The sequence below is a fragment of the Rhodocytophaga rosea genome (assembly GCF_010119975.1).
GTDB lineage: Bacteria > Bacteroidota > Bacteroidia > Cytophagales > 172606-1 > Rhodocytophaga > Rhodocytophaga rosea.
In genome coordinates this window covers 8,310,337-8,336,557 of sequence record NZ_CP048222.1, presented here as the reverse complement: position 1 = coordinate 8,336,557, position 26,221 = coordinate 8,310,337, and the positions used below count along the sequence as shown (strand labels likewise).

The following is a 26,221-nucleotide window of genomic DNA, read 5'->3' as shown; positions in this document are numbered from 1 at the left end:
CTAAGTATTTTCACAGTTTACATTTTCAACTTTCCATTTACTATGTACGATACCCTAAAACCAGTTTTGACCCAGGAGTTAGAAGAAATAAAAAATGCAGGCCTGTATAAGAAGGAAAGAGTAATAACCACACCCCAGGATGCAGTGATAGAAACTACTGAGGGCAAACAAGTGATAAATTTTTGTGCCAATAATTACCTGGGTCTTTCTTCCCATCCCCAAGTAATACAAGCCGCCAAAGATGCCATAGATACGCATGGGTATGGCATGTCGTCAGTGCGGTTTATTTGCGGTACACAGGATATTCATAAAACCCTCGAAAAAAAGATAGCTGAGTTTTTAGGTACAGAAGACACCATTTTGTATGCGGCTGCTTTTGATGCCAATGGGGGCGTATTTGAGCCTCTTTTTGGTCAGGAAGATGCAATTATTTCCGATGAACTCAACCATGCTTCTATTATTGATGGAGTCCGATTGTGCAAAGCGCAGCGTTTCCGCTATAAACACAATGATATGGCAGACCTGGAAGCAAAACTGAAAGAGACAGCCAATTGCCGCCACCGGATTATTGTAACAGATGGTGCATTTTCTATGGATGGTACCATTGCCCGGCTGGATAAAATCTGTGACCTTGCCGATCAGTATAAAGCCCTGGTGATGACTGATGAATGCCATTCTACCGGATTTATCGGTAAAACCGGCAGAGGCGTACCTGAATACCGCAATGTGATGGGACGGGTAGATATTATCACCGGCACCCTGGGCAAGGCTTTGGGCGGCGCTTCCGGTGGGTTTACTTCCGGCAGAAAAGAGATTATCGAAATTCTCCGCCAGCGTTCCAGACCCTATTTATTCTCCAATACACTGGCACCTTCTATTGTAGGAGCTTCCATCGCTGTAGTGGACATGCTTACTGAAACTACGGAACTTAGAGATAAACTGGAACGGAATACCAGATACTTCCGGGAGAAAATGACCGCTGCCGGGTTCGACATCAAACCAGGAGAACATCCCATTGTGCCTATTATGCTCTATGATGCCGTGTTGTCGCAGCAGTTTGCCCAGAAATTACTGGAAAAAGGGATTTATGTCATTGGATTTTATTTTCCGGTAGTAGCCAAAGGCCAGGCCAGAATACGGGTGCAGATTTCAGCTGTACATTCAACAGAACACCTGGACAAAGCTATCCAGGCATTCACAGAAGTAGGAAATGAGCTAGGTGTGATTAAATAATTAAAATATTCCTTACGTAAAAGTTTAGTTTCTTGCCATGAAATAAACTCCTGCATCTGTTTTATAGTAAAAACCATTTACTTATATATTTTCTGAAAAATCTATCATTGGGCAATGAAAGAAGACTTACTTGGCGTACCGGAAACCTTACAAAATTCCAGAATATTGCTGAAGCGTTACCAGGAGGGTGAAGGGAAGCTGGTGTATGCACTCATCCGGGATAACAAGATCAGGCTGCAGGATCATTTTCCCCGGACTATCTCTCAGATTACTGATGAACAAAAAGCTGAATTATATGTGCGTAATAAAATGGCAGAGTGGTATGGGCAAAAAGGTTATTTTTTTGGCATCTGGGAAAAAAGCTCACAAACCTATATCGGGCAGATTTCAGTAAAAAACATTGACTGGGAAATTCCCCGGGCTGAAATTGGCTATTATATCAGTAAAGAATATGAAGGCAGAGGCCTGATGACAGAGGTGGTGAAGCTGATTATTAAATTTAGTTTTGAGCAGCTTAAAGTAAGGAAACTATTTCTCCGCACCACTCCCTCTAATGCCCGTAGCAGTAAGCTGGCCGAAAACTGTGGATTTGTGAAAGAAGGCTGGCTGCGCAAAGATTTTTTGAAGGCAGATAAAACGCTGGTAGATATCATCTACTACGGCATTACCTTACAAGATTTCCAGGGAATGAAGTTATAGCCGACTTACTCTTGTTCAGACAATTGTATGCTGCCATAAAATATTTTTACAAAAAATTATATCCCTGCATAGGGGTAGCCGTTCATTTGTCTGTCATAGATATAGAATATTCGAAATCAATTCATGGAAGAGCCAAACAATAAGTATTGGGATCTGATTGCTAAGCATCTGCAGGGGGAGGCTTCCAGACAGGAAGAAGCAGACCTGGCTGCCTGGGTGGATGCAACGCCAGAAAACCGGCACTTATTTGAAAAGGCAAAGGCAGCCTGGAAGTTTACAGCGGATGTAGATGATCAATATACCCCTGATACTGAAAAAGCCTGGACAAAATTTCAAACCAAAACCGGCTTATCAGCAGAGGTAGAAAGTAAAATGGCTCCGGAAGGAAAAATAATCCAGTTCCGTCCCTGGCCTATGCTGATGAGAGTGGCTGCTGTACTGGTGGTGATCATAGGCTTAGTGTATCTGGCCAATAGAACAAACCTGGGGAAGTCGGGTGGAGAGGAAATGCTTTCGTTCAGTGCAGCCAGCGAAAAACAGCAGATCTACCTGCCGGATAGCAGCCTGGTGGTGCTTAACAAGAACAGCCACCTGTCGTATGCGGCCGATTTTAATGAAAAAGAACGGGTAGTGTATCTGTCCGGGGAGGCGTTTTTTGATGTGAGAAAAAAAAATGGCAAAACCTTCACGATTTTTAGCGGGAATACCAGAACGCAGGTACTCGGAACTTCTTTCACCGTAAGATCTTATGAAAAAGAAGGCAGAACAGAAGTACAGGTATTAACCGGAAAAGTAGCTTTCTCAACCAAAGAAGCTCCGCAACAAAGCCAGGTGCTGCTTACGCCAGGATTTAAGGCAGAAATGAAAAGGGATGAGCAGATTGTGAAAACCCAGATAGATGATCTTAACTTTCTGGCCTGGAAAGACAATAAGCTGACATTCAATAACACAAAAATGGATAAGGTTATCCGGACGCTGGAAAAATACTTTGGCGTACCCATCGAAGTATCTGATGAACGGATGCTGGAATGCCGGTTTACAGGTACTTTTGAGCAGCCAAGCTTGCAGGAAATTGTAGATGTCCTGGTGGTTTCTGTAGACCTGACCTATACCCGGAATAATGAGCAATACATTTTTACTGGCCGGGGTTGTAAATAAAAAATCATAGAGCAATTAAAGAAAATATACCAATGAGGCATGTAATAATCCTTATCCTGGCTGTGCTTTGCCTGAATCTTAACGTTTGGGCACAACAGCAGGTACTGGAAACCAAAGTTTCTTTACAATACAAAGAAGTATCCCTGGAACGGGCGATCTCAGACATTCAGAAAAAGTATGGCATCCGTTTCTCTTATGTTAATAATCTGATTCCCCTGCAAACCAAAGTAAGTATCGATGTAAAAGACCAGACCTTAAGAGCCGCCTTAGACGAACTGTTGAAAAATGTAGAAGTGAATTATTATCTGGTAGGCGATCAGATTGTGTTGAAAAATGAACCGAAAAAAACCAGCCAGATTGAGCCGCTGGCAAAACCCAGGTATGTTTCGATGATCTCCGGACTGGAACCCCAGGCTGTAGTAACCCAGACAGATTCTAACCTGCTGGCTGTGAATGATGCCGATATGACACCCAGCAGCCCTGATCCATCTACATCAACCCTGCACATCCAGTTAATGGCTAGTCTACTTCACATTACTGATCAGATTAAGAGTGATGTTGCTACTATTAGCCAAAGGGAAAAAGAGAACAGGGAAAAACGGCTGGCAAATAAAAATACGAAGGAAGATAAGACAGTAGAAGAAAAGAGTATAAAAGCTGAAGTTGAGCCGGAGAAAGAAAAAAAGCAGGCTCCGACTGAAAATAACGACGCTTCAGTAGCAGATTCTGTTACTTCGGAACAAAGCGGTTACATTAAACGGCCTTTTCAGGTTTCTTTTGTAGCACCAATAAGCAGCAATGGATTGGAAGCTGGCAAAGTTGTTAATACTGTTTCATTGAACATTATATCTGGCTATGCAGCTGGTTTGGAAGGGGTAGAGTTTGCCGGAGTGCTCAATATGGAAAATGATTATGTGAAAGGGGCACAATTTGCCGGGGTCGGTAACCTGGTGAAGAAAAATGTAACCGGCGCTCAGTTCGCAGGGGTATTTAACATCAATGGAGATACCATTCATGGCGGGCAGTTTGCGGGATTTGTGAATGTAGCCGCCAGGGCAACAGAAGCTGCTCAGTTTGCCGGATTTGTCAATGTGACTGGTTCAGCGATGAAAGGAGCCCAGTTTGCCGGGTTTGCCAATGTGAATAAAGGGATTACCGGTCCGCAGGCCGCTGGATTTGTAAATGTGGTAGGGGGTGATGTAAAAGGTGGACAGGCAGCAGGGTTTGCGAATGTGAACAAAGGTACTACCACAGGTCCACAGTTTGCTGGGTTTTTAAATTACTCAGGTAAAAAAGCCAAATCTGCCCAGTTTGCAGGTTTCAGCAACATTACCAATGGTGAGCATACTGGTGTACAGGTAAGTGGGTTTCTGAATTTTGCTCACCGTTTAAAAGGCGTTCAACTTGGATTTATCAACGTAGCAGATACGGTAGATGGCGTACAAATCGGTTTTTTGAGTATTTCTAAAAAAGGATACCGCAGGCTGGAACTCTGGGGGAGCGAAGCACTAACTGCTAATATTGCTTTCAAAATGGGTAGCCGCCAGTTTTACAACATATTCGCTGTAGGCGCCCAAACTTTTGGCGATGAATTCCGGTGGGGATGGGGCTATGGATTTGGTTCTGAACTTAGACTGAGCCGGGGATTAGCCCTGAATATAGATGCCATTGCCTATCATATCAATGAAGACGAAGTATTTACCGACGACCTGAATCTGCTTAATGTATTGAGAGCCAACCTGGGCGTACGGCTGGCAGGAAATACACACTTATTTGCCGGACCTACGTTTAATGTAATGGTGTCTGACCATGCGTCGGGCAATGATGGCAAACTAGGTTCTGGTATTGCCCCTTCCTGGGTCTCCTATAATGAAACGCATAAAGATACCAATGTAAAAATGTGGCCCGGATTTAATGTAGGTATCCGGTTTTAAAACTATGTCAGTAGGCATTTAGATTATTCATTATAAGAGACCTACTATGTACTACTAATAACTGACTATTGACCTAATGACTATTAAACCTGAATTGATAAGAGAAACATCCATGTTAAACGTTAAAATTTCAAGCCATGATTAACAGGAATTTTCTAAAAAAAGAAAGTATTCAGCTTCAGAAAAGCTATTTTGAAGGCTGGGAGCAATCTAACCATAACTACGAACGGGTGTGCCTTGAGCTAGGACAACTACGAAAACGGACTAAGAAAAAATAATCATCCAATTATAATAAGATACTGATTATGAGGATACTATTATTCCTTGTACTGGCATTGCCATGTCTTTTTTTGAAAGCGAAGGCACAACAAACCTCAATTCAGGGGCTGACTCAAACCATCCGGGGTACGGTAGTAGATAAGGAATCGCAGATGCCGCTGGTTGGAGCGACGGTGATTATTACAGGTTCCGACCCGGTGAAAGGCAGCAGTACGGATGCATCCGGCAGTTTCCGGATCGATGGGGTTCCGGTAGGCAGGCATACCATTAAAATTACGTCCGTTGGTTACGAAGACCAGGTTTTATCCGAAATGCTGGTAGGTTCCGGCAAAGAAGTGATACTAAATATCGGGCTTAAGGAATCGTTGATTCAGATGAGTGAAGTGGTGGTAGTAGCTGCCCAGCAGGAGAAAGGGAAACCCATCAATGAAATGGCGACACTCAGTGCCCGATCCATTTCAGTAGAAGAAACCAAACGCTATGCGGCCAGTGTAAACGATCCGGCCAGGGCAGCACTATCTTTTGCCGGGGTTTCTTCCACAGATGATATAGGAAATGAAATTGTGATCCGGGGAAATTCGCCCAAAGGCTTATTATGGCGCATAGAAGGCGTAGAGGTGCCTAATCCGAATCATTTTGCAGAAGAAGGCGCTGCCGGAGGTGGAGTGAGTATCCTGAGTGTGAATATGCTCGATAACTCAGATTTTTTTACTGGTGCTTTTCCATCCGAATATGGCAATGCTTTATCTGGCGTGTTTGATATAAAGCTCAGAAAGGGAAATAATGAAAAACGGGAATATGCCTTTCAGGCTGGTTTGCTGGGGATTGATTTTGCAGTAGAAGGTCCATTCAGCCCTCGTTCGAAGGCTTCTTATCTGGCGAATTACCGGTACTCAACCCTGGGCATTCTGGATAAAATTGGGGTACGGCCAGCTGGAGATGCCATTCCGGATTTTCAGGATTTTTCCTATAAGATTTACTTGCCTACGGCAAAAGCCGGTACTTTTTCCTTCTGGGGCATCGGGGGATTAAGCCGCCAGACTTCCTCTGCTGTCAATGATTCTACCCAGTGGGATAGCCGTTACGACCGCTACCAGGATAAGTTTATGACCCAGATGGGGGCAATAGGTTTGTCTCATGTATATTTTCTGGACCAGAAAACCTATTTTGAATCGGTACTGTCCCTTTCCGGAAACCAGAATAAGTATACCAACGATACACTGAATGCAGAATACAATCCGGCATTGCGCTACCGGCAGAACTTTGTAAACCGGTCTTTCCGGGCATCTGTGCTCTTCAACCGTAAATTCTCCGCCAGACATACCCTTCGCACTGGCCTTATTTTTAGCCAGCTCAATTTCGATCTGTTTTCGGAAGGAAGAGATGAGGATTATGACAATGAGATGGTGCGCTATGTGGAAAACAGCGGAGGTTCACAGGTCATCCAGAGTTATGCCCAGTGGAAATACCGGATCGGACAAAATTTAACACTCAATACAGGCTTGCATTATCTGTATATGGCCTTGAATGGGAAACATAGCCTGGAACCCAGAGCCGGTCTGAAATGGGAATTTACCCCAACACAATCGCTGGGAATCGGACTGGGTGTTCACAGCCGCCACGAAGCAATGTCGAGTTATTTTGCCCAGAAACGGCTGGCAGATGGCAGCTATATACAACCCAACCGGAATATGGATTTTACCCGGGCCAGACATGTGGTATTGTCCTATGAACACCAGTTGCGGGAAGATTTACGCCTGAAAGCAGAAACCTATTACCAGTGGTTAAGCCGGGTTCCGGTCAGAACGGATTTAAGCAGTACTTATTCGCTGATCAATGCGGAAGATGGCTTTGAAACCGACAGTTTAACGAGTAATGGAAAAGGGCGGAACTATGGACTGGAACTAACGCTGGAAAAATTTTTCACCAATAACTATTATTTTCTGTTCAACACGTCCCTGTATGATTCCAAGTATACGGCGGCCAATGGTAAGGAATATAATACCAGGTTCAACGGACATTTTATTGTTAACCTGACGGCTGGGAAAGAGATAAAGGTAGGTAAGAACAAAACCAATCTGATCGGGGCTAATACCCGCTTATTGTGGGCAGGCGGCAAGCGCTATACACCTATCGATCTGGAAGCATCCAAACTGAAAGATGAAGCCGTGTATATAGAAGACCGCCGGTTTTCGCAGCAGGCACCTAATTATTACCGCATGGATATCCGGGTGAGTTACCGGAAAAACAACCCCAAAGCGTCTCACATCATTTCACTGGATATTCAGAATGTAACCAACCGCCTGAATGTATACAGCCGCTATTATGATGAGGATAAACAGGAAATTGCCACCAGCTACCAGAGTGGATTGATACCCATTTTAAACTACAGAATTGAATTTTAAACCCAACACCTGATGCAGATGATCAATCATGCGAATGTTTGAGTAATCCTAAAGAGAAAAGTATAGAAAATTAATAAACAAACACATTAAACACATAACGAATTCTTAAAACAATGAAAACTATTAAAAACAGGGCATTATTATTTTTATTAGCTAGCTTATTTATTTTACCCGCCTGCCACGACGATGACCTTTTCGGCATCCGCGGCGAAGGTCCAACCGTGTCTGAAAACCGGGAAATATCCGATTTTGACCGGATTGAGCTTGAAGTAGATGCAGAAGTAATTCTTCAGCAAGGAGAAGAACAGGAAGTTGTAGTTGAGGCTCAGCAAAATATTCTCTCTGCTCTGGAAACGGATGTAAAAAATGGCAAGCTGGAAATTGATTTTGGCGGTCGCCATGTGAGAAGACACAATGATATTAAGATTTATATCACAGTTCCGGATATTACTTCTCTAAAAGTAGCCGGTTCGGGTTCTATCCGGGGTGCCGATGATTTTGAAGTGGTTGACCTGGACTTAAATGTATCTGGTTCTGGCAAAATAGATTTTGGAGTAAAAGGTGCCAACAGCATCGATACGGATATTTCCGGTTCCGGCGACTTATATCTGAATGGGAAAGTAACCAGGCATCAGGCCAATATCAGTGGTTCCGGCAAAATAAAAGCCTATGAGTTGATCACTACCAATGCAGATATGGAAATCACAGGCTCTGGCAATGCGGAAGTATATGTAACCGACCGGTTAAAAGCTAAGATCACAGGTTCCGGTAAAGTGCGTTATAAAGGCAGTCCTAGTGTAGAAGTAAATGTTTCAGGCTCCGGCAAAGTGGAAAACGCTAACTAGTAGCTCGTTGTCGGTTGTTAGTTAATAGTATAAAATGAATAAAGGTGCTGTAGGCACCTTTATTCATTCAGAATTGGTTAATGTAGATTATTTCTAAAACAACCAACAACTCACTCTATAGGCACATATTTATCACCCAGTCCTTTGCTGATTTTTTCAAGGTTGCGGATGGCAGACGAGCTGATGTGTTCAAACTGCATATCGCAGCGTATAAATACCACCTTTAAATTTGGTTTCATATCTTCCATAAACCGCTGCTGGTTCACTTCATAGGCCAGGTCATCGCCATTGCGTAAACCCCGGATGAGGGTAATATCCGCATGTTCTTCTTTTGAGGTGATATAATCGGTAAGCAATCCGGAAAAACCCTCTACCTGCCGGTATTTTAGTACACCGGTTGGTCGTTTATTGGTCAATAGGTTATCTTTTTCAGGATTGATGCCTCTGGCCACAATAATTTTATCAAAAATCCTTTCCGCTTTCTCCAGAATATTCAGGTGCCCGTGATGAAAGGGATTAAAGGAACCAGCATAAATGCCAATCCGGGGTTTGTGTTGTTTCAGGTAGGCGACTAAATTTTGCAGATTGGTTTTATTCTGCGGAAAGGCTTCGATGCAGTGTTCCAGAAAGGAAATACGGCCAATCTTATATAAACTGTAATCCACAAACTGGTATTCCCTGGCAATGCCCCGTTCCCAGGTGAGCAATGCTTCAAAATCCGAATCCGTGACAACAGACATATCCAGGCCCGAAAATACCTTAGATAAGTCAGATTTGGGCATATGGGTTTTAGTGTCCAGGATCATCTGAACTACTGCTTCTGAATCTTCCACGCCATTGGTAAGTTCCGTAAATAATTTGGCAGATGCTTCCTCATTTTCGCCGGAAGCAGGGTCATAGATCGCATCATGAAAAAAGGCAGTCATCAGCAGGCAGTCTTTCTGGGTATCGGAAACCTGCCCTTGAGCATGTAATTTTTCGATGGCTTCCAGTAAAAATTGCAGGTGCATTTCATTGTGATAAAAGCGGTGTGGTTCCCGCCAGCGGACGATCAGTTCATGAACGGCTGTGGAATTCATGCCATATCGTGAAAACAAGGGATAGTAATCAGCGTAGTCGGAGATGTTCATAAAGCGAGTATACTCAAATCGAGCGCTATTGGCAATATTTCCCTGAAATTTCAATAAAATCAGCGTTAGATTTTGCTGGCATAAAGTATGTAAGAAATGGTTACAAGCCGAACAAAAAGAAAAAAGTATGTGTTGTCCATTTGCTGCCTTTACGGAACAGGAAAGATGATGGAAGATAGTATAGATTATGTTTAATATTTTTGAATAAAAGTTAAACAAACTTGTGCCGCATCTGTTATAAGAGTATATAAGGCAAGAAGGCTGAGCAAATTTTACAGTTAATTATTTTTAAATGAAGGTAGCTGTTTTTCGGAAAGAACATTTTAATGCGGCCCACCGCCTACATAATCCCAACTGGACAGAAGAACAAAATCAGAGAGTGTATGGAAAGTGCAACAATGGCAACTTCCATGGGCACAACTATGAACTGATTGTGAAAGTAATAGGAGAGCCTGACCCGGAAACCGGTTATGTAATTGACATGAAAATATTAAGTGACCTGATTAAAGAACAGGTAACTGATAGATTTGATCATAAAAATTTAAACTTAGATACCCATGAATTTAAAACCCTCAACCCGACAGCAGAAAACATATCAATCGTTATTTGGAATTTATTAAGGCCACATATTGACAGTAAATACGATTTAAAAATCACACTTTATGAGACAGAAAGAAACTTCGTTGAATACCCAGCATATTAAAGAAATTACCGGTTTAGGCCACCTGACCATTGATGAAATAGGCGATGAACACATAGGTACTTCTTATGATACACCTCTCCGGGAAGATGCGTTTGAAATGGATGATGAGCTGAAAATGGAGCTGATTGAAAAGCACTTCCGTGAAATTATGAATATCCTGGGCTTGGATCTGACCGACGACAGCCTGAAAGGAACACCCCGCAGGGTAGCCAAAATGTACATTAAGGAGATTTTCAGTGGTTTAAATCCTGACAATAAACCCAAAGTTGCCTTGTTTGATAACAAATATAGGTACAACGAAATGCTGGTAGAGAAAGACATTACTTTCTTCTCTAACTGTGAACATCACTTTGTTCCCATTATTGGCAAAGCGCATATTGCCTACATTTCCAGTGGAAAAGTAATTGGCTTATCGAAGTTAAACCGGGTCGTACAGTATTTTGCCAAACGCCCACAAGTGCAGGAAAGACTAACGGTACAGATCGCCAATGAGTTAAAGGAAATGCTGCAAACGGATGATGTAGCGATACTGATAGATGCCAAACATTTATGCGTGTCTTCCAGAGGGGTAGAGGATATTAATAGTTCTACCGTTACTGCCCATTACAGCGGCAAATTCCAGGAAGATCAAACTAAAAATGAATTTCTGAAATACATCGAACTGAAGTAGCAGTTCGGATAGATAAAGTAAAAGGGAGTGGAACATTTGGTTTCATTCCCTTTTTGTTATACCCCTTTTCATATCAGGCTAGCGGAAAAGAAAGTACTACTCTTGTATAAATTCCTTTACTGGAGTATACTTTTATCGAACCATTATGCAAGCCCATGATCTGGCGGCAAAGGCTTAAACCAATGCCTGAGCCTTCTGGTTTGGTTGAGTAAAAGGGAATAAAAATTTTGTCGAGTTTGTCAGCATCAATACCTTTTCCATTGTCTTTCAATTCTATCAATACCTGTTGTTCTTTCAGGTGCGCTTGCAGGGAAATCGCAGCATTTTCTACTGATTCCAGGGCTTGCAGGCTGTTGGTAAGCAAATTAATAAGTACCTGGCTAATCAGTTTAGGATCTGCCACTATTGTTAATTGGTCAAGTTTTACTTCACTGTGAAAATTTACTTGTTGTTTTGCAAATTCTCCCTGCATCAGTGCAGCAACATCCGCAACAATTCCGGCAACGTTGATGGATTCAACCTGGGGTACAGGTATTCTGGTAAGTTTGCGGTAATCATTGAGAAAATGAAGCAGGCCGGTACTGCGTTTTTGAATGGTTTGCAGGGAAAAACGCAGGTCTTCTATATTTTCTTTCGTAAGGGTTGCCATTTCTTCTGGAGTTCCTTTTTCCTGCCCGAGAATCATCAGCATGGTTTCGGTTAGGGAAACTACTGGTGTAAGGGAGTTCATAATCTCATGGGTCAATATCCGGATGAGTTTATACCAGGCTTCCGTTTCTTTCTGCTCAATTTCATTTTTAATATCCTGAAAAATCAAAATACGCATAGATTCTCCCAGCAATACGACTGTATCAATGCGTATGGAAAGTTGTTTTAATTCTTCTTCCAGGCGTAGTTCGGTCAGATAGCTACTGTTTCTGGCTTCCGATTCCACTACTGTTGTGAACGAAGGACGTTTGGTTTGTAATACCTGCCAGGAAATGCCTTCCGGAACCTGCAATAGCTCATGCGCTGCTTTATTCATCAGAACTATTTCCTGTTTGCTATCCAGAGAGATAATTCCCACGTTCACCTGCTGAAACATCCGCTTGAAAAACTGGTACTGCGATTCTCTTTTGGCATCTACCTGCTGATACGATTGAACTATCTCCCTGAAAACGCCATTCAATTCCCTGAAATTCTGTCCGGACAAGGTATGGTTATCAAAAGTAACAGAATAATCCCGGTGCTGGATGGCCAGTAAAAACTTGCTGAGTTCTCGGTTGGTCTGCGTAACAAAGCGGATGAGGTTATATATCTGATAGATCAGGGCAAACAGGAGAATAAGCTGGGTAAAAAACAGATCAGTGCGTGCAAAAATATAGGCCAGGCATAGCATATTGGCCAGTAGAAGGCTAATTCGGATGATCACGCCTGCAGAAAACTGTTTATAAACCATATTTATTGATTCTTCTGTATAAGGCCGGCCTGGTCATGCCTAATTCTTTGGCCACTTTCGAAATGTTGCCTTCATTTTTCTCAATCAGTTCTTTCAGGTAATTCCGTTCCACTTCCTCCAGCGACAAGGTTCGTCCGGCGTTTTTAGCAGGCAGGCTTTGCTTTTGAAGAAATAATTCAGCAGAAGAAATCACCGGATGTTCACTTAAAATCACTGCTCTTTCTACGGCATGCTGTAACTCGCGAATATTTCCTGGCCATTCATACTTTTTTAAACGGCTGAGCACAGATGGTTCTAGGCGAATAGGTGGTTTTTTATATTTTCTGGTATATACCTGCATAAAATGGGTTAGCAATGAAGGAATGTCTTCTTTTCTTTCCCGCAAGGCTGGTACCCTAATTTCTACGGTATTGATCCTATACAACAGGTCTTGCCGGAAGGTGTTTTCCTGAACCATCTCATGCAGAGGCATATTGGTAGCACATATCAGGCGGATATTGATGTTTTTTTCATGCACCGAACCCAGCCGCCGAACTTTCCGGCTTTGTAATACAGTAAGCAGTTTGGCTTGTAAATTCGGAGATAAATTTCCAATTTCATCCAGAAAAATGGTTCCGCCGGAAGCCAGTTCAAAACGTCCAGGTTTATCTTCTCTGGCATCAGTAAAGGCACCTTTCACATGGCCAAATAGTTCACTCTCAAACAATGTCTCACTGATTGCACCCAGGTCTACGCTGATAAACACTTCTTTACTTCTCAGGGAACGGGTATGCAGCGCTCTGGCTACCAGCTCCTTGCCAGTACCATTTTCACCCAGGATCAGCACATTGGCATCGGTAGGAGCCACTTTTTCTATCAGCGAATATACTTCCTGCATGGCCGGAGAACTGCCGATCAACTCGCCATATTGTTGTTGAATGTCAGCGCTAAGCTTTTGCTGGGTATTGCGCAATTTTTCTACTTCCAGTTTGGATGCCCGCAGTTGTAGCGCAGAAAGTAGAGTAGCCAGTAGTTTTTCGTTATTCCAGGGTTTAAGCACAAAATCAGTAGCACCCAGTTTAATGGCTTGTACGGCAAGATCTACCTCTCCATAGGCAGTGATCAGAATGACAATCGCATGGGTGTCTGTTTGTAAAATTTGCTGCAGCCAGTACAGGCCTTCTTTTCCATTATTTTCTCCTCTGCTAAAATTCATGTCGAGCAGGATCACATCAAAAATAGTTTTACTAAGCAAAGCTGGTATATTGGATGGCTTTTGCTCGGTCTGAACAGTAAATCCATGTTGTTTGAGAAACATTCTGGCAGTACCTAGTATATCCGGATCATCGTCTACAATCAATATGTTTCCTTCAAGTATGCGCATATATTGGATTCAATATCTATTATTTAAGATAATAAAAAATTAATAAGGTAATCACACCTACAATCGTACAATTAATGACTATTTCAGGCCATTTGGTAGTGTGTGGATAGTGTATCAATTCTTTGAAGAATCTGATAAACAGCTTGTAATGGACTAGAATTAATATCAGATCTATGGCTAAAAGAACGCCGGTGAACACACGCATATACATATAGAAACCATAGGCATTATTAATTAAAAAAACATTGAGCAGCACCGGGAAAAGAAGAATAGCTCCTACCAGCTTTGTTTTCCTGAAAAGTAATAATACCGCCGGAACCAGCTCAAACAGACCCAATAAAATGACAAACCAGGTCGAATAGCCTAAAAAAGCCCATGTGAGTGTAACACCGTCGACATCATTTAAGGAATTGGTATATTGACGTGTTGTAGGAAATTGTATGCCTAAGATTTTAATCAGCCCATACATGACCATGATCAAACCTAATACATATCTTAAGATCAGATACCAGATATATTCCCCTCCAAAAGTTGATTTCATAGGTTAAAAACAGTACAAAAGTCTTATAGAATCTGTAGCTGGTAAGTTAGAAAACTGTAACGGAAATAACTAGAGCAATGTAACGAAACCGTTACACATACTGAATAAAGAATTATAAAAATAAAAGTTAATTATTTGATATTTAGATAGTTAACTTGATGGCATTGTGTTTGTCTTTATAGGTATCAAATAAAAGCTTTATTTTGATTAAAGCTATCAACTACTTATAGTTAACCTATTATTCCTATGCTGATCCATTACCTGAAAATTGCCCTGCGCAACCTGCGGAAACAAAAAATCTATACCCTGATCAACATCCTGGGTTTATCCATCGGACTGGCCAGTTGTGTGCTCATTATCCTGTTTGTGATGGAGCATCTGGATTTTGACGCCTTTCACCAGAATGCAGACCGCATTTACCGGGTAAATTACAAAGGCAAATTATCAGCAGATTCAGATGCGTACCATATTGGAGCTACTCCGCCGCCAGTGGCAAAAACACTGATAAATGAATTTCCGGAAGTAGAGTTAGCCACCAGGATACAACCCAAAGGTATCAATTTGATCCGCTACCAGGATAAAACCTTCATGGAGCCTGATGTAATTGCAGTTGATTCCAATTTCTTTAAAATATTCAGTTTCAGGTTGAAAAAGGGAAATCCCGCTAAAGTATTTTCAGAACCCAATGCGGTAATCATTACGGAGAAAATGGCAGCAAAATATTTCGGAATGCAAGAACCTATGGGCAAGATCCTGAGTTTTGGCGACGCACGTACTCCTTATAAAGTAGCTGGCATCGCAGAAAATCCGCCGTATAATTCTCATTTCACCTTCCACATGCTTACCTCTATTTCTTCAGAAGAACAAGTGAAAAACTTCGACTGGAGCTGGGTATATTGTTCGCTTACAACCTATGTGCAATTGAAAAACGGAGCCAACCCTCAAAACCTGGAAGCAAAATTTCCGGGTATGGTCAGGCGGCATGCCGGTAATACCATTGGCCGTCTGTTTAATACGACTATTGAAGATTTCCAGAAAGGAGGTAATTCTATTGAGCTTTCCTTGCAGCCGCTCCAAAAAATTCATTTGTACTCGGCCGGAATTGGCAGTGGCTTGGGTACCCATGGAGATATTAAGTACTTATATATATTTTCCTGTGTAGCTTTTTTTATCCTGCTGCTGGCTTGTGTTAATTTCATGAATCTGTCTACAGCCCGTTCTGCCGGACGAAGCAAAGAGGTAGGGGTACGAAAAGTACTGGGTTCTGTAAAAAGCCAGCTCATTATTCAATTTCTCACCGAATCTATGGTGACCTGCCTGATTGCGATGCTGTTTGCTATAGCGATGGGAGAAATTTTCCTTTTGTTCTTTAAAGATTTCCTTTTTGATGGCCTGGATACGAATCTGTTAAACCAGAACTGGTTGTGGCTAAGTTTACTCCTGTTAATTTTTGTAGTAGGTATTATCGCAGGCAGTTATCCGGCATTTTACTTAAGCGCATTTAAGCCGGTAGAAGTATTGAAAGGCAAACTAAGAATGGGTATGAAAAGCAGTCTGATTCGCAGTACCCTGGTTGTATTCCAGTTTGGCATATCTGTTTGCCTGATCATCTGTACCCTGTTTGTATTCAGACAGTTAACGTATTTAAGTCAGGTGAATATGGGATTTGATAAGGAAAATGTACTTGTACTCTCCAATACAGACCGGCTGGGAAACAATATGGGCGCTTTTAAACAAACCTTGCTACAATTGCCTCAGGTGCAAAGTGCCAGTTATTCTACCAACTTACCGTCTGCTGCTATTGACAGCGATTTATTTGAACCGGAAGATGCCGGCACTCAGGAAAAAATACTTGAGTTTATCACCGCAGATTATGATTACCTGCAAACACTTAACATTCATGTTAAAGAAGGCCGGAGTTTTTCAAGGGATTTTCCTTCCGATGCTGATGAAGAGGAGGGAGCCATGTTGATTAATGAATCAGCTGCCAAACTGTTAGGTTGGGAAAATCCTATCGGCAAACACCTGCTTAGCCTCCGGGATGGCAATAACCGCAAAATTATTGGTGTAATAAAAGATTTTAATTTTAAATCACTGCATTCTCCGATTGCCCCACTTCTGATATTATTAGCTGAACAAGGCGATTATATGACTGTAAAAGTAAAGCCAGGAGAGACAAGAAAAACCCTGCAGGCTATTGAAGCCCAATGGAAAAAACAGGTAGATTCAGCGCCTTTTGAGTATTCATTTCTGGATGAACGCATTAACCAGCAGTACCAGGCTGAAGAGAAGATTGGACAAATATTTACTTTGTTTACCAGTCTGGCTATATTTATTGCCTGCCTGGGTTTGTTTGGCTTAGCTGCCTATACTACCGAACAGCGATCTAAGGAAATCGGCATCCGCAAAGTGCTGGGCGCTTCAATCTGGGGTGTGGTACATTTGCTTTCCAAAGATTTTCTCAAACTGGTATTAATCGCCAATCTGATCGCCTGGCCGCTTGCCTGGTATGTGATGAGCCGCTGGCTGGAAGATTTTGCCTACCAAATCAGCCTTGATGCCTGGGTGTTTATCCTGGCTGGTATGATGGCAATAGTTACTGCTTTGCTTACTGTGCTATATCAGGCGGTAAAAGCAGCGCATACCAACCCGGTAGAATCCCTACGAAGTGAATAAATTAAATCGTTGTTGTTTGTTTGTTGTTAGCAGAAGTATTACTACGGATAGAAGTATACGTATATACTTTCTTATAATCGGTTCTGTGTATTTGAATGTATACTATGCTGATTCACTGACATTTTATTGATAAAAAGAATAATCAACCAACAACGAAGTAGTAGGAATTGGCCGCATTAGCACTCTGGAATGCTGTTTCAATGAAGGCATTAGCCCACGCAGACCGTTATACTTTTTTACTGTAAGAAGGCTTTAATCTTTCTGTTTCCCACAAGCAAGCCAGAATATGTTTCAGCTAATAAATAGACACGCAAATAATTTTCGCTTCTTAAATCTCTATGCAGATTACCTACTTCTTCTACATTATCTTTTAGAAAGTGAGCATAAATAATTTCGTCCACTTTCTGGGCTAAAATTATTGCCTGTGTTTTCCTTTTTGTTTGCAAATCTATTACCAGAAAACCTGTATTATTTTGGAAATCTATAGGATGATGTATATCTGAAAAAGCAACACCCATTTGTTCAAGTTTGCCTGAAAGTTGTAAAATGTAGTTTTTAATAAGTGTATTTTTTTTCATATATAACTAAAATTTAGTGTTGCTAATCAATTATTTGATTTTTAACATGGCATATGAAAGATGCATTACTTCTGAGTTTGAAGTATATCTAATGCGCGGTTATTTACATGATGCATTGGTGGATAGAAAACCTGGAAAAGTATATCATTCTATGGATTTGTGGTTACATCTGAAATGTATCCTTTAATTCTGTAAAGAATTATTTTGTAACTATTTTCTTGCAAAACTTACATGATTTATTCAGTAAATATTAATTATTATCTATATTTTCTGCTTTAGTTTATAAGAGTAATCTCATTAGAATATATTAAAATAGTTTTAGTAAATAGAGTAAATACTAATGATTTTATTATATCATATTGATAAAGTTAAAAATTAACTTTATAGGAGATTATGATTTTAAAGATTGATCTGGGGGTAAAAAAATAATTGAAGCAGATAAAACTTACCTGTTTTATAAGTAGAGCAGGTAAATTTATTCACCTCTTATTCTAGTAAATATGAAGGATTTTGGAGGGCTAACGAGTAATGGCAGATCTCGGGCCAATCAGTTTTTTACTAATACTAATCAGGCTCACTCCACAAAATGAACCTACAAAAGCAAGTGCCATATCTTTTTGTGCATCCCACTGGTCATTTTGCATGCCCAGGAAATCAGCGCTTTTTTGCGGAGAAACCAACGAGGCCAGTAGCCATTCGATTACCTCATATAAAGCCCCAAATGAAAGAGAAAACACGACTGGCAAAATCCAGGCAAGCGTTGAAGAAGTTTTTATATAATTCAGGCAAAGTTCCCGCATCGGGTATGCCAGCAATAATCCAAAGCAAAAATGTACAATCCGGTCGTAGGGATTGCGGGCACTGCCAGTAAGTCCTTGTAACCATTCGCCCAAAGGATTATGCGGATAGGTATACTGTGAGCCATAAAGATGCAGGAGGAAAAAAATGAAAAACAGCAGGTAGCTCAGGTCACTGAATTTGAAATAAGGATAAGTGAAAATCAATACTCCAATAAACAGCACCACCGTACTATTTTCCATCAGCCAGTTTCCTGCATCCGAAGTATGCATGAGTGACCATATCCAGATACAGGCAAATACCAGGCAGAGTATTACCAGAAACGCATTGTAACCAATTTTTATTCTGTAAGGAGAAGTGGCAGAAGTCATACATTAGATATTACTGCAAAGCGTGAACAGCAGCTGCATTATTAGGTAACTGTTCCTTAAACTATCTTACTTGTATACGCTAATTCAGTAAAAGAGATATGGCTTACTTCTGGCCCATTATTGCTGTTTGGCTGATAAAATACCAGCATACATTTTTTCGCGGAGACGTGATTTCACAGCTTCGGTAGTAAAGGCTGCCTCAATCGCATACAGATTACATTGCAGAAAATGACTCTCCTGCCAGCTAAAAATTTTGTGCAGCAACTCATATTCCTGAGCAAGTGTAGTGTCGGAAATCGTACGGGCATCTGTGTTGATACTTAAAGAAATACCTGTTTTATATAAGGTATCCACCGTATGACTGGTAATAGAAGGATACACATTGGTTTGGATATTGCTTGTCGGGCAAACTTCCAGATGGATGCCTTTATGTTTAAGAAATTCCAGCAATGCAGGATTTTCGGCGCTGCGTACGCCATGTCCAATGCGGCTTGGATGAAAATGGTGCAAGGTTTCCCACACACTTTCGGCACCTTTAGCTTCACCAGCATGTGCCGTACATGCAATACCTTTCTCTTTGGCATAGTCAAAAGCAGCGATGTGTGCCCCAATCGGAAAACCTGCTTCATCTGCAGCGATGTCAAAACCCACCACCCTCGAACCCTTGAATTCCTCTACCAGATGCACCGTTTCCAGGCTTTGCTGTTGGGAATAATGCCGGAGTGTACACAAAATAATACCAGCTTCAATTCCTGTTGCCCGGATGCCTTGTTCTACGGCATCATTCACAATTTGTACGACTTGCCTAGGATTTAATCCTTGTTTCAGGTGCTGAAGAGGAGCAAAGCGTATCTCTGCATAAATCACATGGTCGGCTTGCAACTGTTCAAATAAATCCAGGGTAACCAGCCGGAGTTGTTGTTCGGTTTGCATCAGTTCTACTCCTTTAATGGCTCTACGGATATAATCGGCCAGGTCTATGCATTTGGGGGGCGCAATAAATGATTCCTGGTACGTTTCCGGTGAAATGGACGGATCTAATTGTTGTACCACCTTGTAACTCAGCGAACAATCCAGGTGCAGGTGTAATTCGATTTTTGGAAAATGGGTAAAATTCATAATAAACGAATTTTTATAGGCAGTAAAAGTCAAATTAGTAAAGCTATATTTTCAGCTTAAGGCTTTGCGTAGCATGTGGAGAAACTTTTCTCTGGAAGCCGCCATTATCACTTCCACATTGGGCGATTTTTCCAGGATGCCAGTATGATCAACTACTGTTTGTCCCCTGGTTAGTCCATCAGCCGCAATAACTTCTACATACAAGCGTCTGGTGTCGGTAGCAACAGATTCGTCTATCGCAATGGCCATCGCAATGGGGTCAGGGAGGTCAAAGCCGGGTAATTTAGAAGATTGGGTGGCATAGGTATCTACTTTCCCCTGAATATCCATCGCAAAAACGGCAATGGGTGTACCGATGGCTCTAAATTCCTGCGTCAACTTCTGATCGAACCAGGCATAGGTGCGGGAAATATCCCAGCCAACCATTTTCAGCGGTAAACCTGATTGAAAAACAACCTGAGCTGCTTCCGGATCTGCCCATATATTGTATTCAGAAACAGGCGTAACATTTCCATGTCCATAGCCAATCCCTCCCATAATCGTACAACTTTTCACTTTACCGGCGATAGAAGGATCGTTGAGTAGGGCAATCGCCAGATTGGTTAAGGGACCCAGAGTTACAATCTCAATTTGGTGAGCAAACCTGTGAATGGTATCAATCATGATTTCTATGGCATTTCCGCTGGCTGGCAAGCGTCCTTGCAAAGGCAGACCGATGTCGCCCATGCCATCCTGGCCATGAACAAACTGTGCTGTATGCAGCGTCCGGACGAGTGGTTTACTGGCACCTTTATAAACCGGGACCTGTTTCTGACAAAGTTCCAGCGTATACAATGCATTCTGAATTCCCTGTTCCACCGGCACATTGCCAGCTACCAGGGTAATGGCTTCTACCTGGATGGAATTCTCCCGTACGGCCAGAATCAGTGCTAATGCATCATCTGAAGCTGTATCGGTATCAATTAGAAAATGTCTCATATTCGTTTTTTTGCAAAATTTAGTATCGCTATGATGAATGGCTGAAGGTATACAAACTATTTTTGCAGGCTTTCTGCTGCTAATATATATTTGTGTCAAGGACAATTGTCCCAGGTGTAAATGCATGATCAAAACAAACCAGGAATTATTGTCCTACCTGAACAAGCTGTTTACTTCAAGTGTACATCAGGGGCAAATACGGGAGACTACTTTCCGGAAAGGAGAACTTCTGGTGATGCAGGATGAACCGGCCGGCGATCTGTTTATTCTCCGGAGTGGCGTAGTTAAGTGTTTTATTACTGAAGAAAATGGCCGTGATTATTTGCTGGAATTTCTGGGCGAAGGGGAAATAATCGGAGAGCTGGAATTATTAATGAATAAAGATAATCTGGGAAGTGTGCAGGCCCTAACGGTAGTAGAAGCATTCCGGATTGATAAAAAATCATTTGCTGCCTTCTTATCAGAAGACCGGATACTAACCCAGTACCTTCTTCAGGAACTCGCTACCAGGCTCAGCCGGACGGCTAGAAGGGCAGCGTATCAGCAGATTTTCCCTTTACAATATGCACTATTAAAGGTATTGTATCTATTTTCGGAAAATAAGCAGGCCATATCAAAACAAGACCTGGCCGATTATCTGGCTATTTCCATCAGAAGCCTGAACCGTCTGCTCAAACAAATGGGTGACCAGGAGCCTGATTTTGCGAATTCGGGCGGATTGTTTGCTATTCCAAAGGAAAAGTTGCTTTCCCTCATGCAGAAATACTATTAAGCATCAGAATTACCTATTGATAGTCTTATGTGAGCTTTCCAAAAAGGAGAGGCAAAGGGATTTGTTTACACCCTTGCTTTGCCTGGGGCTATAGAGTTTAGTTAAAAAATGATAAATAAAAGTATTGATTTCTTAAAACAAAATAGGTATTTATGCCGTCATGTATAAAACAATATTGTTTGTAAAAGAAAATAGATCCGACCTGAATAACGCATGAACTGGCCATTATATATCTTCTTTTTTTTCATCATTAGCCTCATTGTCAGCATTGGTGTAACCTTACTCAAAGTGTGGGTGAGGAGAAAAACCGGAAAAGAAGTAAAATCAACTGTTAGGGAAAAATCGTATCAACGCCCATTCTAAGTATTCTTATCCAGGCTTATTAAAACAATACAGGCTGCCAGATGGAAGCCTGCCAATATGTGTTTGTCTCATGGTAATACCAAAATGAAAATGCATACTATCATTGATAGTATGAGCAAAAGATGTGATCGCCAATACACACTTTTGTTTTTCGGGATAAGTTGATTGTTACTTGAAAATAGCTTTAAAATCAATAAGATATACCCGTGAAAAAGACTTATTGTATTGCTGACAACGGCCGGAAATTAACGAATAACGATTCAGTTTTATTCCTGCGAGATCAGGTACCATACATAGGCAATATAGCCGATTAATAACAGGATGGCTTCCCAGCGGTCAATTTTACGCAGGCGGCCGCTGAACATGGTAACAAACAGCAAACCTGTCCCGATAGACAATACATAAATATCAAAATTCATGGCTTTGTTGTAGGGAATGGGTGTAATCAGGGAGCAAACAGAGAGGATAAAGAATATATTAAAAATATTAGAGCCTACTACGTTACCAATGGCTATATCGCTCCGTTTCTTAAAAGCAGCCACTGTTGAAGTAGCCAGTTCGGGAAGCGAAGTTCCGGCGGCTACAATGGTAAGGCCTATAATTTTTTCGCTGATGCCAAAACCTTGAGCAATGGCGATAGAACTGTCGACTACAAATTTACCTCCGGCAATCAGGGCAGCCAGTCCGCCTATGATCATCAAAGTAGTTTTAACAGGGCCATACACTTTAATAGAGTCTTGTTCGCCTTCGGTTATTTCCTGCTTCATATTGGCCATTACATATGCTAGGAAGGCTATAAAGAAAACCAGCAAAATTATTCCATCCCAGAAAGTAAGTACATCTTCCGATTTGCCAAACAAAGCTACGTCGTTTACCAGCACATACAGCACCAGGGCTGCCAGTAAGGAATAAGGAATTTCCTTCCAGACGGTATTAGACTGAACTACAATGGGATATACGATTCCGGCTACACCCAAAATAAAAAACAAGTTAAACACATTGCTTCCGATCACATTTCCAAATGCCACTTCATTGTGCCCCTGTACACTGGCAATGCCGCTTACAATCAGCTCAGGGGTAGAAGTACCAAAGGCGACCACTGTTAAACCAATGGCTAATTCAGAGATGTTAAAACGTTTGGCCAGAGAGGAAGCTCCACTCACCAGAAAATCCGCACCAAAAATAAGTACTGCAAAACCAACAAGGAGTAGTAAAATTTGTGTGATCATAAATCTGATTGATTATAAAAATAACTGTCGTTGAAGTTGATGCTAGTTTAGAAAAAAGTAACCTAAGTATGGGAAATGAACAGACTCAATTTTCAATATGAGACGGCCTTACAACTATAGTTTACCCGAATTGTGTTGGTTTTATAGATTCTCGGTATAATCCAGGTCTTTGAAAAACGTTTCCTGCATGCCTCTGAGTGCCAGAAAGGCACAAGCCAGGCTAATGATACCCACCAGAATTCCTGCCCATATTACGGAATTATTAAATAGCTGAAGGAAAAGGCCAAATAGAAAAGTAAGCGGAACGACTGCTCCCCTCACAAAATTAGGTACGGTCGTAGTAACGGTTGCCCGGATATTGGTGCCAAATTGTTCAGTGGCGATGGTCATGAAAATAACCCAGTAGCCCATGTTCAATCCCAGAATAAAACACATGGTGTAAAACACCGGAAGTGTCACATCCCGCAAAAGGAAGAATACAGACAGCGTGAGAATAGAAACACCCAGGTAAATATACAGCACCTTTAAGCGGCTTTTCAGATACTGGCTTAGGCCTCCACTGACAATATCCCCTATTACAATACCGGCATAACAGCAGGCTACCGAGGTTCCGGCATTTACTACACCTTGTACGCCCATTGCCTTTCCGAATTCCGGCGATAAAGTGATCAGAATCCCTACTACATACCAAAGCGGAATGCCAATCAGAATGCAGCGGATGTATTTAAATAAGCGTTGTTTATCGGTGAATAAAGCGAAAAAATCTCCTCTTTTCTCATGTGTAATTTTGGCTTGTCCGAACATTTTCGATTCAGCTACGCCTATCCGCAACAACAGCAATGATAATCCCAAACCGCCTCCGATAAAATAAGATACCCGCCAGCTAAACATTTCGGCAATAAACCAGGCAACCACCGCCCCACTGATTCCTACCGCAGCGACAATGGTAGTGCCGATGCCTCTTTTTTCTTTAGGAAGAATTTCAGCCACCAGGGTAATGCCTGCTCCCAGTTCACCAGCCAAACCGATACCTGCAATAAAACGCCACACAGAATACGCTTCGATGCTTTGCACAAAACCATTGGCAATATTGGCAACCGAATACATAAAAATAGACCCGAACAATACGGAAAGCCGGCCTTTTTTATCGCCCAGAATACCCCAGAAAATACCTCCCACCAGTAAGCCGGTCATTTGTACATTCAGCAAAAAAATACCTTTATCCCGCAGGGCATCGCCCTCCAGACCCAGAGAACGGAGACTGGGAATACGTACAATACTAAACAGCAGCAGATCATATATGTCTACAAAATAACCCAATGAGGCTACAATAACAGTGGCATTTAAAATAAAGGATTGTTTGTTAGTCTGGGTGCTTGGAATATTCATATAGTTGGGAGAAACTCCGGAGAGGCTTTTTGCCTTACCAAAGCCGAAACTAATAAAATACTTTCAAAGCGTGTAAAACCTGTATAGAAATTTTATCTTTTTCCACTTTACTTATAAATAATCCGGAGCTTATTAAAAACTCCGGATTGGGCTATTTGAGTTTAGAAAAACAGGGTCCAGATAATAGCACCCAGAAGAACAGCTAAGATGGGTCCTACTACTACCCAGTTTACTTGCTCGGTCGATTCCTGATTATTTTCTTGTTTTTGATTGGAAGTTTTCATGATAAGAATATGGAAAAATATAAAGTATACCGGAGAGCATCAGGCAAATTGCCATACCATGACTCCATGTGAATAGAAAAAATGTTGGTCAATAAGTTGCTTTGTATAACCTCAATAATGCCAGTACTCAGCAAACAGATACCAGCAACTATTCCTGTTGATAATAAAAGCCTTATATTTATAGATAGGCTACAGAAATAATTGCTAAACAGCTCTGCTGATCGCTTTAATGGCTATCTTTCAAAACAAATGACCTGAAAAAAGAAAGAGCCCAAGCCGCTAAGGGGCATTAATGAGGATGAGGCTGGAAAACAGGGTGTGAAAATAGGAGCTGGTAAAACAGTGGATGATTTCCTTAATTACAATCGGAACATACAGGCAAAAAAGGATAAACAGAAAACAAGCGACCGATTCAACAAAGCCAAACTGAAAGGATGGGATTGGGCTTACCAGCGCATCTGGCAATTTGAGTGTTTCCGGACTATACAGATTGCTTTTTACTTGTTCAGGCAGAGAAGTATCTGAGTGATTATGGGAGGGAAGTGTGTCAGGGGAATAGATAGGGCGCACAGGGTTTATGCCGGAAGCCAGGAGCAGCCACCAGAATAAAAGCAATATCCTTCCTGTTTTTATTGAGACACGCATATGATACTGATTCAAATTTACAGATAATTTGATCGCTATTCAAATTTGCGGCTGCTTTTGTGTATTATGCCTGTTAACCAGAACTGATACTGATGTGAAAATTCAGCATTAACACCATTGTTTTGTGGCCTCTTTTTTAAGTTCTTTAAAGCGTAGCGCCAGAGTATTACATTATATCAGAACAGGCAATAGAATGAATTTTAAAAATATCTTTGCTATACTGAACTTATACCGGATGTTACAGGTTAGGCTTGTATACATAACAAAATGTATAATAACATAATAAATTAAATGCAAAAAGGAACAGTAAAATTTTTTAATCAGACCAAAGGTTTCGGATTTATTCAAACAGAAGGTACAAATCAGGACATCTTTGTTCATGTTAGCGGCTTAATTGATGAGATCAGGGAAAATGACCAAGTCACTTTTCAGGTGGAAGAAGGCAGAAAAGGCCCTAATGCAGTAAATGTAGAATTAGCTTAATCTTACAGATATAGATAGTTTTGCCAAGCCCCAGTTCTGGGGCTTTTTTGTTCTATTTAAAAGTAGGCTCTCCTTCATTTTATAGAATAGCCAGTTGTTTACACTGGAAATTCTTTATAGTTTTATCACCAAATCTGA

The 26,221-nt window shown here is 41.4% G+C and carries 25 protein-coding genes; 13 read left to right on the top strand and 12 right to left on the bottom strand.

Annotated elements, in window-relative coordinates; all coding sequences use genetic code 11:
* The first annotated feature begins 42 nt into the window (after positions 1 to 42).
* From kbl to GXP67_RS34240, 7 genes are all read left to right on the top strand, one after another.
* Positions 43 to 1,233, top strand: coding sequence for a glycine C-acetyltransferase (gene kbl, locus GXP67_RS34270; RefSeq protein ID WP_162447295.1), 1,191 nt, complete (start codon positions 43 to 45; stop codon positions 1,231 to 1,233).
* Positions 1,234 to 1,347: 114 nt separating this feature from the next.
* Entirely contained in the window at positions 1,348 to 1,932 is a 585-nt protein-coding gene (locus GXP67_RS34265) for a GNAT family N-acetyltransferase (protein WP_162447294.1), read from the top strand.
* Positions 1,933 to 2,055: 123 nt separating this feature from the next.
* Entirely contained in the window at positions 2,056 to 3,090 is a 1,035-nt protein-coding gene (locus GXP67_RS34260; protein WP_162447293.1) for a FecR family protein, read from the top strand.
* Positions 3,091 to 3,122: 32 nt separating this feature from the next.
* Complete coding sequence (locus GXP67_RS34255) at positions 3,123 to 5,024, top strand: STN domain-containing protein (protein ID WP_162447292.1); 1,902 nt, start codon at positions 3,123 to 3,125, stop codon at positions 5,022 to 5,024.
* Between the two features lie 137 nt (positions 5,025 to 5,161).
* A complete protein-coding gene (locus GXP67_RS34250) occupies positions 5,162 to 5,302 on the top strand; it encodes a hypothetical protein (RefSeq protein ID WP_162447291.1) in 141 nt (46 codons plus the stop codon).
* A 27-nt stretch (positions 5,303 to 5,329) separates the two neighbouring features.
* The gene (locus GXP67_RS34245) at positions 5,330 to 7,708 is read left to right on the top strand and encodes a TonB-dependent receptor (protein WP_162447290.1); all 2,379 of its coding nucleotides are present in this window, start codon (positions 5,330 to 5,332) and stop codon (positions 7,706 to 7,708) included.
* Between the two features lie 113 nt (positions 7,709 to 7,821).
* Positions 7,822 to 8,553 carry a head GIN domain-containing protein gene (locus GXP67_RS34240; protein WP_162447289.1) on the top strand — a complete coding sequence of 244 codons (732 nt, stop codon included), beginning with the start codon at positions 7,822 to 7,824 and terminating at the stop codon, positions 8,551 to 8,553.
* A gap of 110 nt (positions 8,554 to 8,663) precedes the next feature.
* On the opposite strand, the gene GXP67_RS34235 is transcribed toward GXP67_RS34240, so the two are convergent.
* Entirely contained in the window at positions 8,664 to 9,683 is a 1,020-nt protein-coding gene (locus GXP67_RS34235; protein WP_162447288.1) for an adenylyltransferase/cytidyltransferase family protein, read from the bottom strand.
* Between the two features lie 292 nt (positions 9,684 to 9,975).
* On the opposite strand from GXP67_RS34235, the gene GXP67_RS34230 reads away from it, so the two are divergent.
* Positions 9,976 to 10,386 (top strand): 6-pyruvoyl trahydropterin synthase family protein, encoded by a 411-nt coding sequence (locus tag GXP67_RS34230; protein WP_162447287.1) that lies wholly within the window; start codon positions 9,976 to 9,978, stop codon positions 10,384 to 10,386.
* The gene (gene folE / locus GXP67_RS34225) at positions 10,346 to 11,056 is read left to right on the top strand and encodes a GTP cyclohydrolase I FolE (RefSeq protein WP_162447286.1); all 711 of its coding nucleotides are present in this window, start codon (positions 10,346 to 10,348) and stop codon (positions 11,054 to 11,056) included. Before GXP67_RS34230 ends, folE begins: the two co-directional genes overlap by 41 nt.
* A 73-nt stretch (positions 11,057 to 11,129) precedes the next feature.
* Here the strand turns inward: folE and GXP67_RS34220 are convergent, their stop codons facing one another.
* Genes GXP67_RS34220 through GXP67_RS34210 form a run of 3 tightly spaced genes read right to left on the bottom strand, consistent with a single transcriptional unit; the run spans position 11,130 to position 14,398 of the window.
* Complete coding sequence (locus GXP67_RS34220) at positions 11,130 to 12,494, bottom strand: sensor histidine kinase (RefSeq protein WP_162447285.1); 1,365 nt, start codon at positions 12,492 to 12,494, stop codon at positions 11,130 to 11,132.
* Entirely contained in the window at positions 12,484 to 13,857 is a 1,374-nt protein-coding gene (locus tag GXP67_RS34215) for a sigma-54-dependent transcriptional regulator (RefSeq protein ID WP_162447284.1), read from the bottom strand. Before GXP67_RS34215 ends, GXP67_RS34220 begins: the two co-directional genes overlap by 11 nt.
* A 19-nt stretch (positions 13,858 to 13,876) precedes the next feature.
* The gene (locus GXP67_RS34210; protein ID WP_162447283.1) at positions 13,877 to 14,398 is read right to left on the bottom strand and encodes a DoxX family membrane protein; all 522 of its coding nucleotides are present in this window, start codon (positions 14,396 to 14,398) and stop codon (positions 13,877 to 13,879) included.
* Positions 14,399 to 14,644: 246 nt separating this feature from the next.
* Here GXP67_RS34210 and GXP67_RS34205 point away from each other — a divergent pair, with 246 nt between their 5' ends.
* Positions 14,645 to 17,074 (top strand): ABC transporter permease, encoded by a 2,430-nt coding sequence (locus GXP67_RS34205; protein ID WP_162447282.1) that lies wholly within the window; start codon positions 14,645 to 14,647, stop codon positions 17,072 to 17,074.
* 236 nt (positions 17,075 to 17,310) lie between these two features.
* On the opposite strand, the gene GXP67_RS34200 is transcribed toward GXP67_RS34205, so the two are convergent.
* The 4 genes from GXP67_RS34200 to GXP67_RS34185 all read right to left on the bottom strand — a co-directional run bounded on the left by GXP67_RS34200 (position 17,311) and on the right by GXP67_RS34185 (position 20,918).
* Complete coding sequence (locus GXP67_RS34200; RefSeq protein WP_162447281.1) at positions 17,311 to 17,652, bottom strand: hypothetical protein; 342 nt, start codon at positions 17,650 to 17,652, stop codon at positions 17,311 to 17,313.
* 518 nt (positions 17,653 to 18,170) lie between these two features.
* Positions 18,171 to 18,821 carry a DUF2238 domain-containing protein gene (locus GXP67_RS34195; RefSeq protein ID WP_162447280.1) on the bottom strand — a complete coding sequence of 217 codons (651 nt, stop codon included), beginning with the start codon at positions 18,819 to 18,821 and terminating at the stop codon, positions 18,171 to 18,173.
* A gap of 117 nt (positions 18,822 to 18,938) precedes the next feature.
* Positions 18,939 to 19,940, bottom strand: coding sequence for an adenosine deaminase (add, locus tag GXP67_RS34190; RefSeq protein WP_162447279.1), 1,002 nt, complete (start codon positions 19,938 to 19,940; stop codon positions 18,939 to 18,941).
* Positions 19,941 to 19,991: 51 nt separating this feature from the next.
* Positions 19,992 to 20,918: a nucleoside hydrolase gene (locus GXP67_RS34185; protein WP_162447278.1), complete on the bottom strand. Its 927-nt coding sequence runs from the start codon at positions 20,916 to 20,918 to the stop codon at positions 19,992 to 19,994.
* 124 nt (positions 20,919 to 21,042) lie between these two features.
* Between GXP67_RS34185 and GXP67_RS34180 the strand changes: the two genes are divergently transcribed.
* Entirely contained in the window at positions 21,043 to 21,690 is a 648-nt protein-coding gene (locus GXP67_RS34180) for a Crp/Fnr family transcriptional regulator (RefSeq protein WP_162447277.1), read from the top strand.
* 213 nt (positions 21,691 to 21,903) lie between these two features.
* Entirely contained in the window at positions 21,904 to 22,053 is a 150-nt protein-coding gene (locus GXP67_RS34175) for a hypothetical protein (protein ID WP_162447276.1), read from the top strand.
* Between the two features lie 266 nt (positions 22,054 to 22,319).
* Here the strand turns inward: GXP67_RS34175 and GXP67_RS34170 are convergent, their stop codons facing one another.
* The 4 genes from GXP67_RS34170 to GXP67_RS34160 form a co-directional block, all read right to left on the bottom strand.
* Positions 22,320 to 23,282 (bottom strand): calcium/sodium antiporter, encoded by a 963-nt coding sequence (locus GXP67_RS34170; protein ID WP_162447275.1) that lies wholly within the window; start codon positions 23,280 to 23,282, stop codon positions 22,320 to 22,322.
* 141 nt (positions 23,283 to 23,423) lie between these two features.
* Positions 23,424 to 24,671, bottom strand: coding sequence for an MFS transporter (locus tag GXP67_RS34165; RefSeq protein ID WP_197901605.1), 1,248 nt, complete (start codon positions 24,669 to 24,671; stop codon positions 23,424 to 23,426).
* 161 nt (positions 24,672 to 24,832) lie between these two features.
* A complete protein-coding gene (locus GXP67_RS37920) occupies positions 24,833 to 24,955 on the bottom strand; it encodes a hypothetical protein (protein ID WP_262890469.1) in 123 nt (40 codons plus the stop codon).
* Positions 24,956 to 25,234: 279 nt separating this feature from the next.
* Entirely contained in the window at positions 25,235 to 25,600 is a 366-nt protein-coding gene (locus GXP67_RS34160) for a hypothetical protein (protein WP_162447274.1), read from the bottom strand.
* 291 nt (positions 25,601 to 25,891) lie between these two features.
* Here GXP67_RS34160 and GXP67_RS34155 point away from each other — a divergent pair, with 291 nt between their 5' ends.
* Positions 25,892 to 26,083, top strand: coding sequence for a cold-shock protein (locus GXP67_RS34155; protein ID WP_162447273.1), 192 nt, complete (start codon positions 25,892 to 25,894; stop codon positions 26,081 to 26,083).
* Positions 26,084 to 26,221: the final 138 nt, after the last annotated feature.

What these genes read in the sequence shown, in the direction of transcription:
- kbl (WP_162447295.1), top strand. Translation starts at nt 43, where the DNA reads ATGTACGATACCCTAAAACCAGTTTTGACCCAGGAGTTAGAAGAAATA.
- GXP67_RS34265 (WP_162447294.1), top strand. Translation starts at nt 1,348, where the DNA reads ATGAAAGAAGACTTACTTGGCGTACCGGAAACCTTACAAAATTCCAGA.
- GXP67_RS34260 (WP_162447293.1), top strand. Translation starts at nt 2,056, where the DNA reads ATGGAAGAGCCAAACAATAAGTATTGGGATCTGATTGCTAAGCATCTG.
- GXP67_RS34255 (WP_162447292.1), top strand. Translation starts at nt 3,123, where the DNA reads ATGAGGCATGTAATAATCCTTATCCTGGCTGTGCTTTGCCTGAATCTT.
- GXP67_RS34250 (WP_162447291.1), top strand. Translation starts at nt 5,162, where the DNA reads ATGATTAACAGGAATTTTCTAAAAAAAGAAAGTATTCAGCTTCAGAAA.
- GXP67_RS34245 (WP_162447290.1), top strand. Translation starts at nt 5,330, where the DNA reads ATGAGGATACTATTATTCCTTGTACTGGCATTGCCATGTCTTTTTTTG.
- GXP67_RS34240 (WP_162447289.1), top strand. Translation starts at nt 7,822, where the DNA reads ATGAAAACTATTAAAAACAGGGCATTATTATTTTTATTAGCTAGCTTA.
- GXP67_RS34235 (WP_162447288.1), bottom strand. Translation starts at nt 9,683, where the DNA reads ATGAACATCTCCGACTACGCTGATTACTATCCCTTGTTTTCACGATAT.
- GXP67_RS34230 (WP_162447287.1), top strand. Translation starts at nt 9,976, where the DNA reads ATGAAGGTAGCTGTTTTTCGGAAAGAACATTTTAATGCGGCCCACCGC.
- folE (WP_162447286.1), top strand. Translation starts at nt 10,346, where the DNA reads ATGAGACAGAAAGAAACTTCGTTGAATACCCAGCATATTAAAGAAATT.
- GXP67_RS34220 (WP_162447285.1), bottom strand. Translation starts at nt 12,494, where the DNA reads ATGGTTTATAAACAGTTTTCTGCAGGCGTGATCATCCGAATTAGCCTT.
- GXP67_RS34215 (WP_162447284.1), bottom strand. Translation starts at nt 13,857, where the DNA reads ATGCGCATACTTGAAGGAAACATATTGATTGTAGACGATGATCCGGAT.
- GXP67_RS34210 (WP_162447283.1), bottom strand. Translation starts at nt 14,398, where the DNA reads ATGAAATCAACTTTTGGAGGGGAATATATCTGGTATCTGATCTTAAGA.
- GXP67_RS34205 (WP_162447282.1), top strand. Translation starts at nt 14,645, where the DNA reads ATGCTGATCCATTACCTGAAAATTGCCCTGCGCAACCTGCGGAAACAA.
- GXP67_RS34200 (WP_162447281.1), bottom strand. Translation starts at nt 17,652, where the DNA reads ATGAAAAAAAATACACTTATTAAAAACTACATTTTACAACTTTCAGGC.
- GXP67_RS34195 (WP_162447280.1), bottom strand. Translation starts at nt 18,821, where the DNA reads ATGACTTCTGCCACTTCTCCTTACAGAATAAAAATTGGTTACAATGCG.
- add (WP_162447279.1), bottom strand. Translation starts at nt 19,940, where the DNA reads ATGAATTTTACCCATTTTCCAAAAATCGAATTACACCTGCACCTGGAT.
- GXP67_RS34185 (WP_162447278.1), bottom strand. Translation starts at nt 20,918, where the DNA reads ATGAGACATTTTCTAATTGATACCGATACAGCTTCAGATGATGCATTA.
- GXP67_RS34180 (WP_162447277.1), top strand. Translation starts at nt 21,043, where the DNA reads ATGATCAAAACAAACCAGGAATTATTGTCCTACCTGAACAAGCTGTTT.
- GXP67_RS34175 (WP_162447276.1), top strand. Translation starts at nt 21,904, where the DNA reads ATGAACTGGCCATTATATATCTTCTTTTTTTTCATCATTAGCCTCATT.
- GXP67_RS34170 (WP_162447275.1), bottom strand. Translation starts at nt 23,282, where the DNA reads ATGATCACACAAATTTTACTACTCCTTGTTGGTTTTGCAGTACTTATT.
- GXP67_RS34165 (WP_197901605.1), bottom strand. Translation starts at nt 24,671, where the DNA reads ATGAATATTCCAAGCACCCAGACTAACAAACAATCCTTTATTTTAAAT.
- GXP67_RS37920 (WP_262890469.1), bottom strand. Translation starts at nt 24,955, where the DNA reads ATGAAAACTTCCAATCAAAAACAAGAAAATAATCAGGAATCGACCGAG.
- GXP67_RS34160 (WP_162447274.1), bottom strand. Translation starts at nt 25,600, where the DNA reads ATGCGTGTCTCAATAAAAACAGGAAGGATATTGCTTTTATTCTGGTGG.
- GXP67_RS34155 (WP_162447273.1), top strand. Translation starts at nt 25,892, where the DNA reads ATGCAAAAAGGAACAGTAAAATTTTTTAATCAGACCAAAGGTTTCGGA.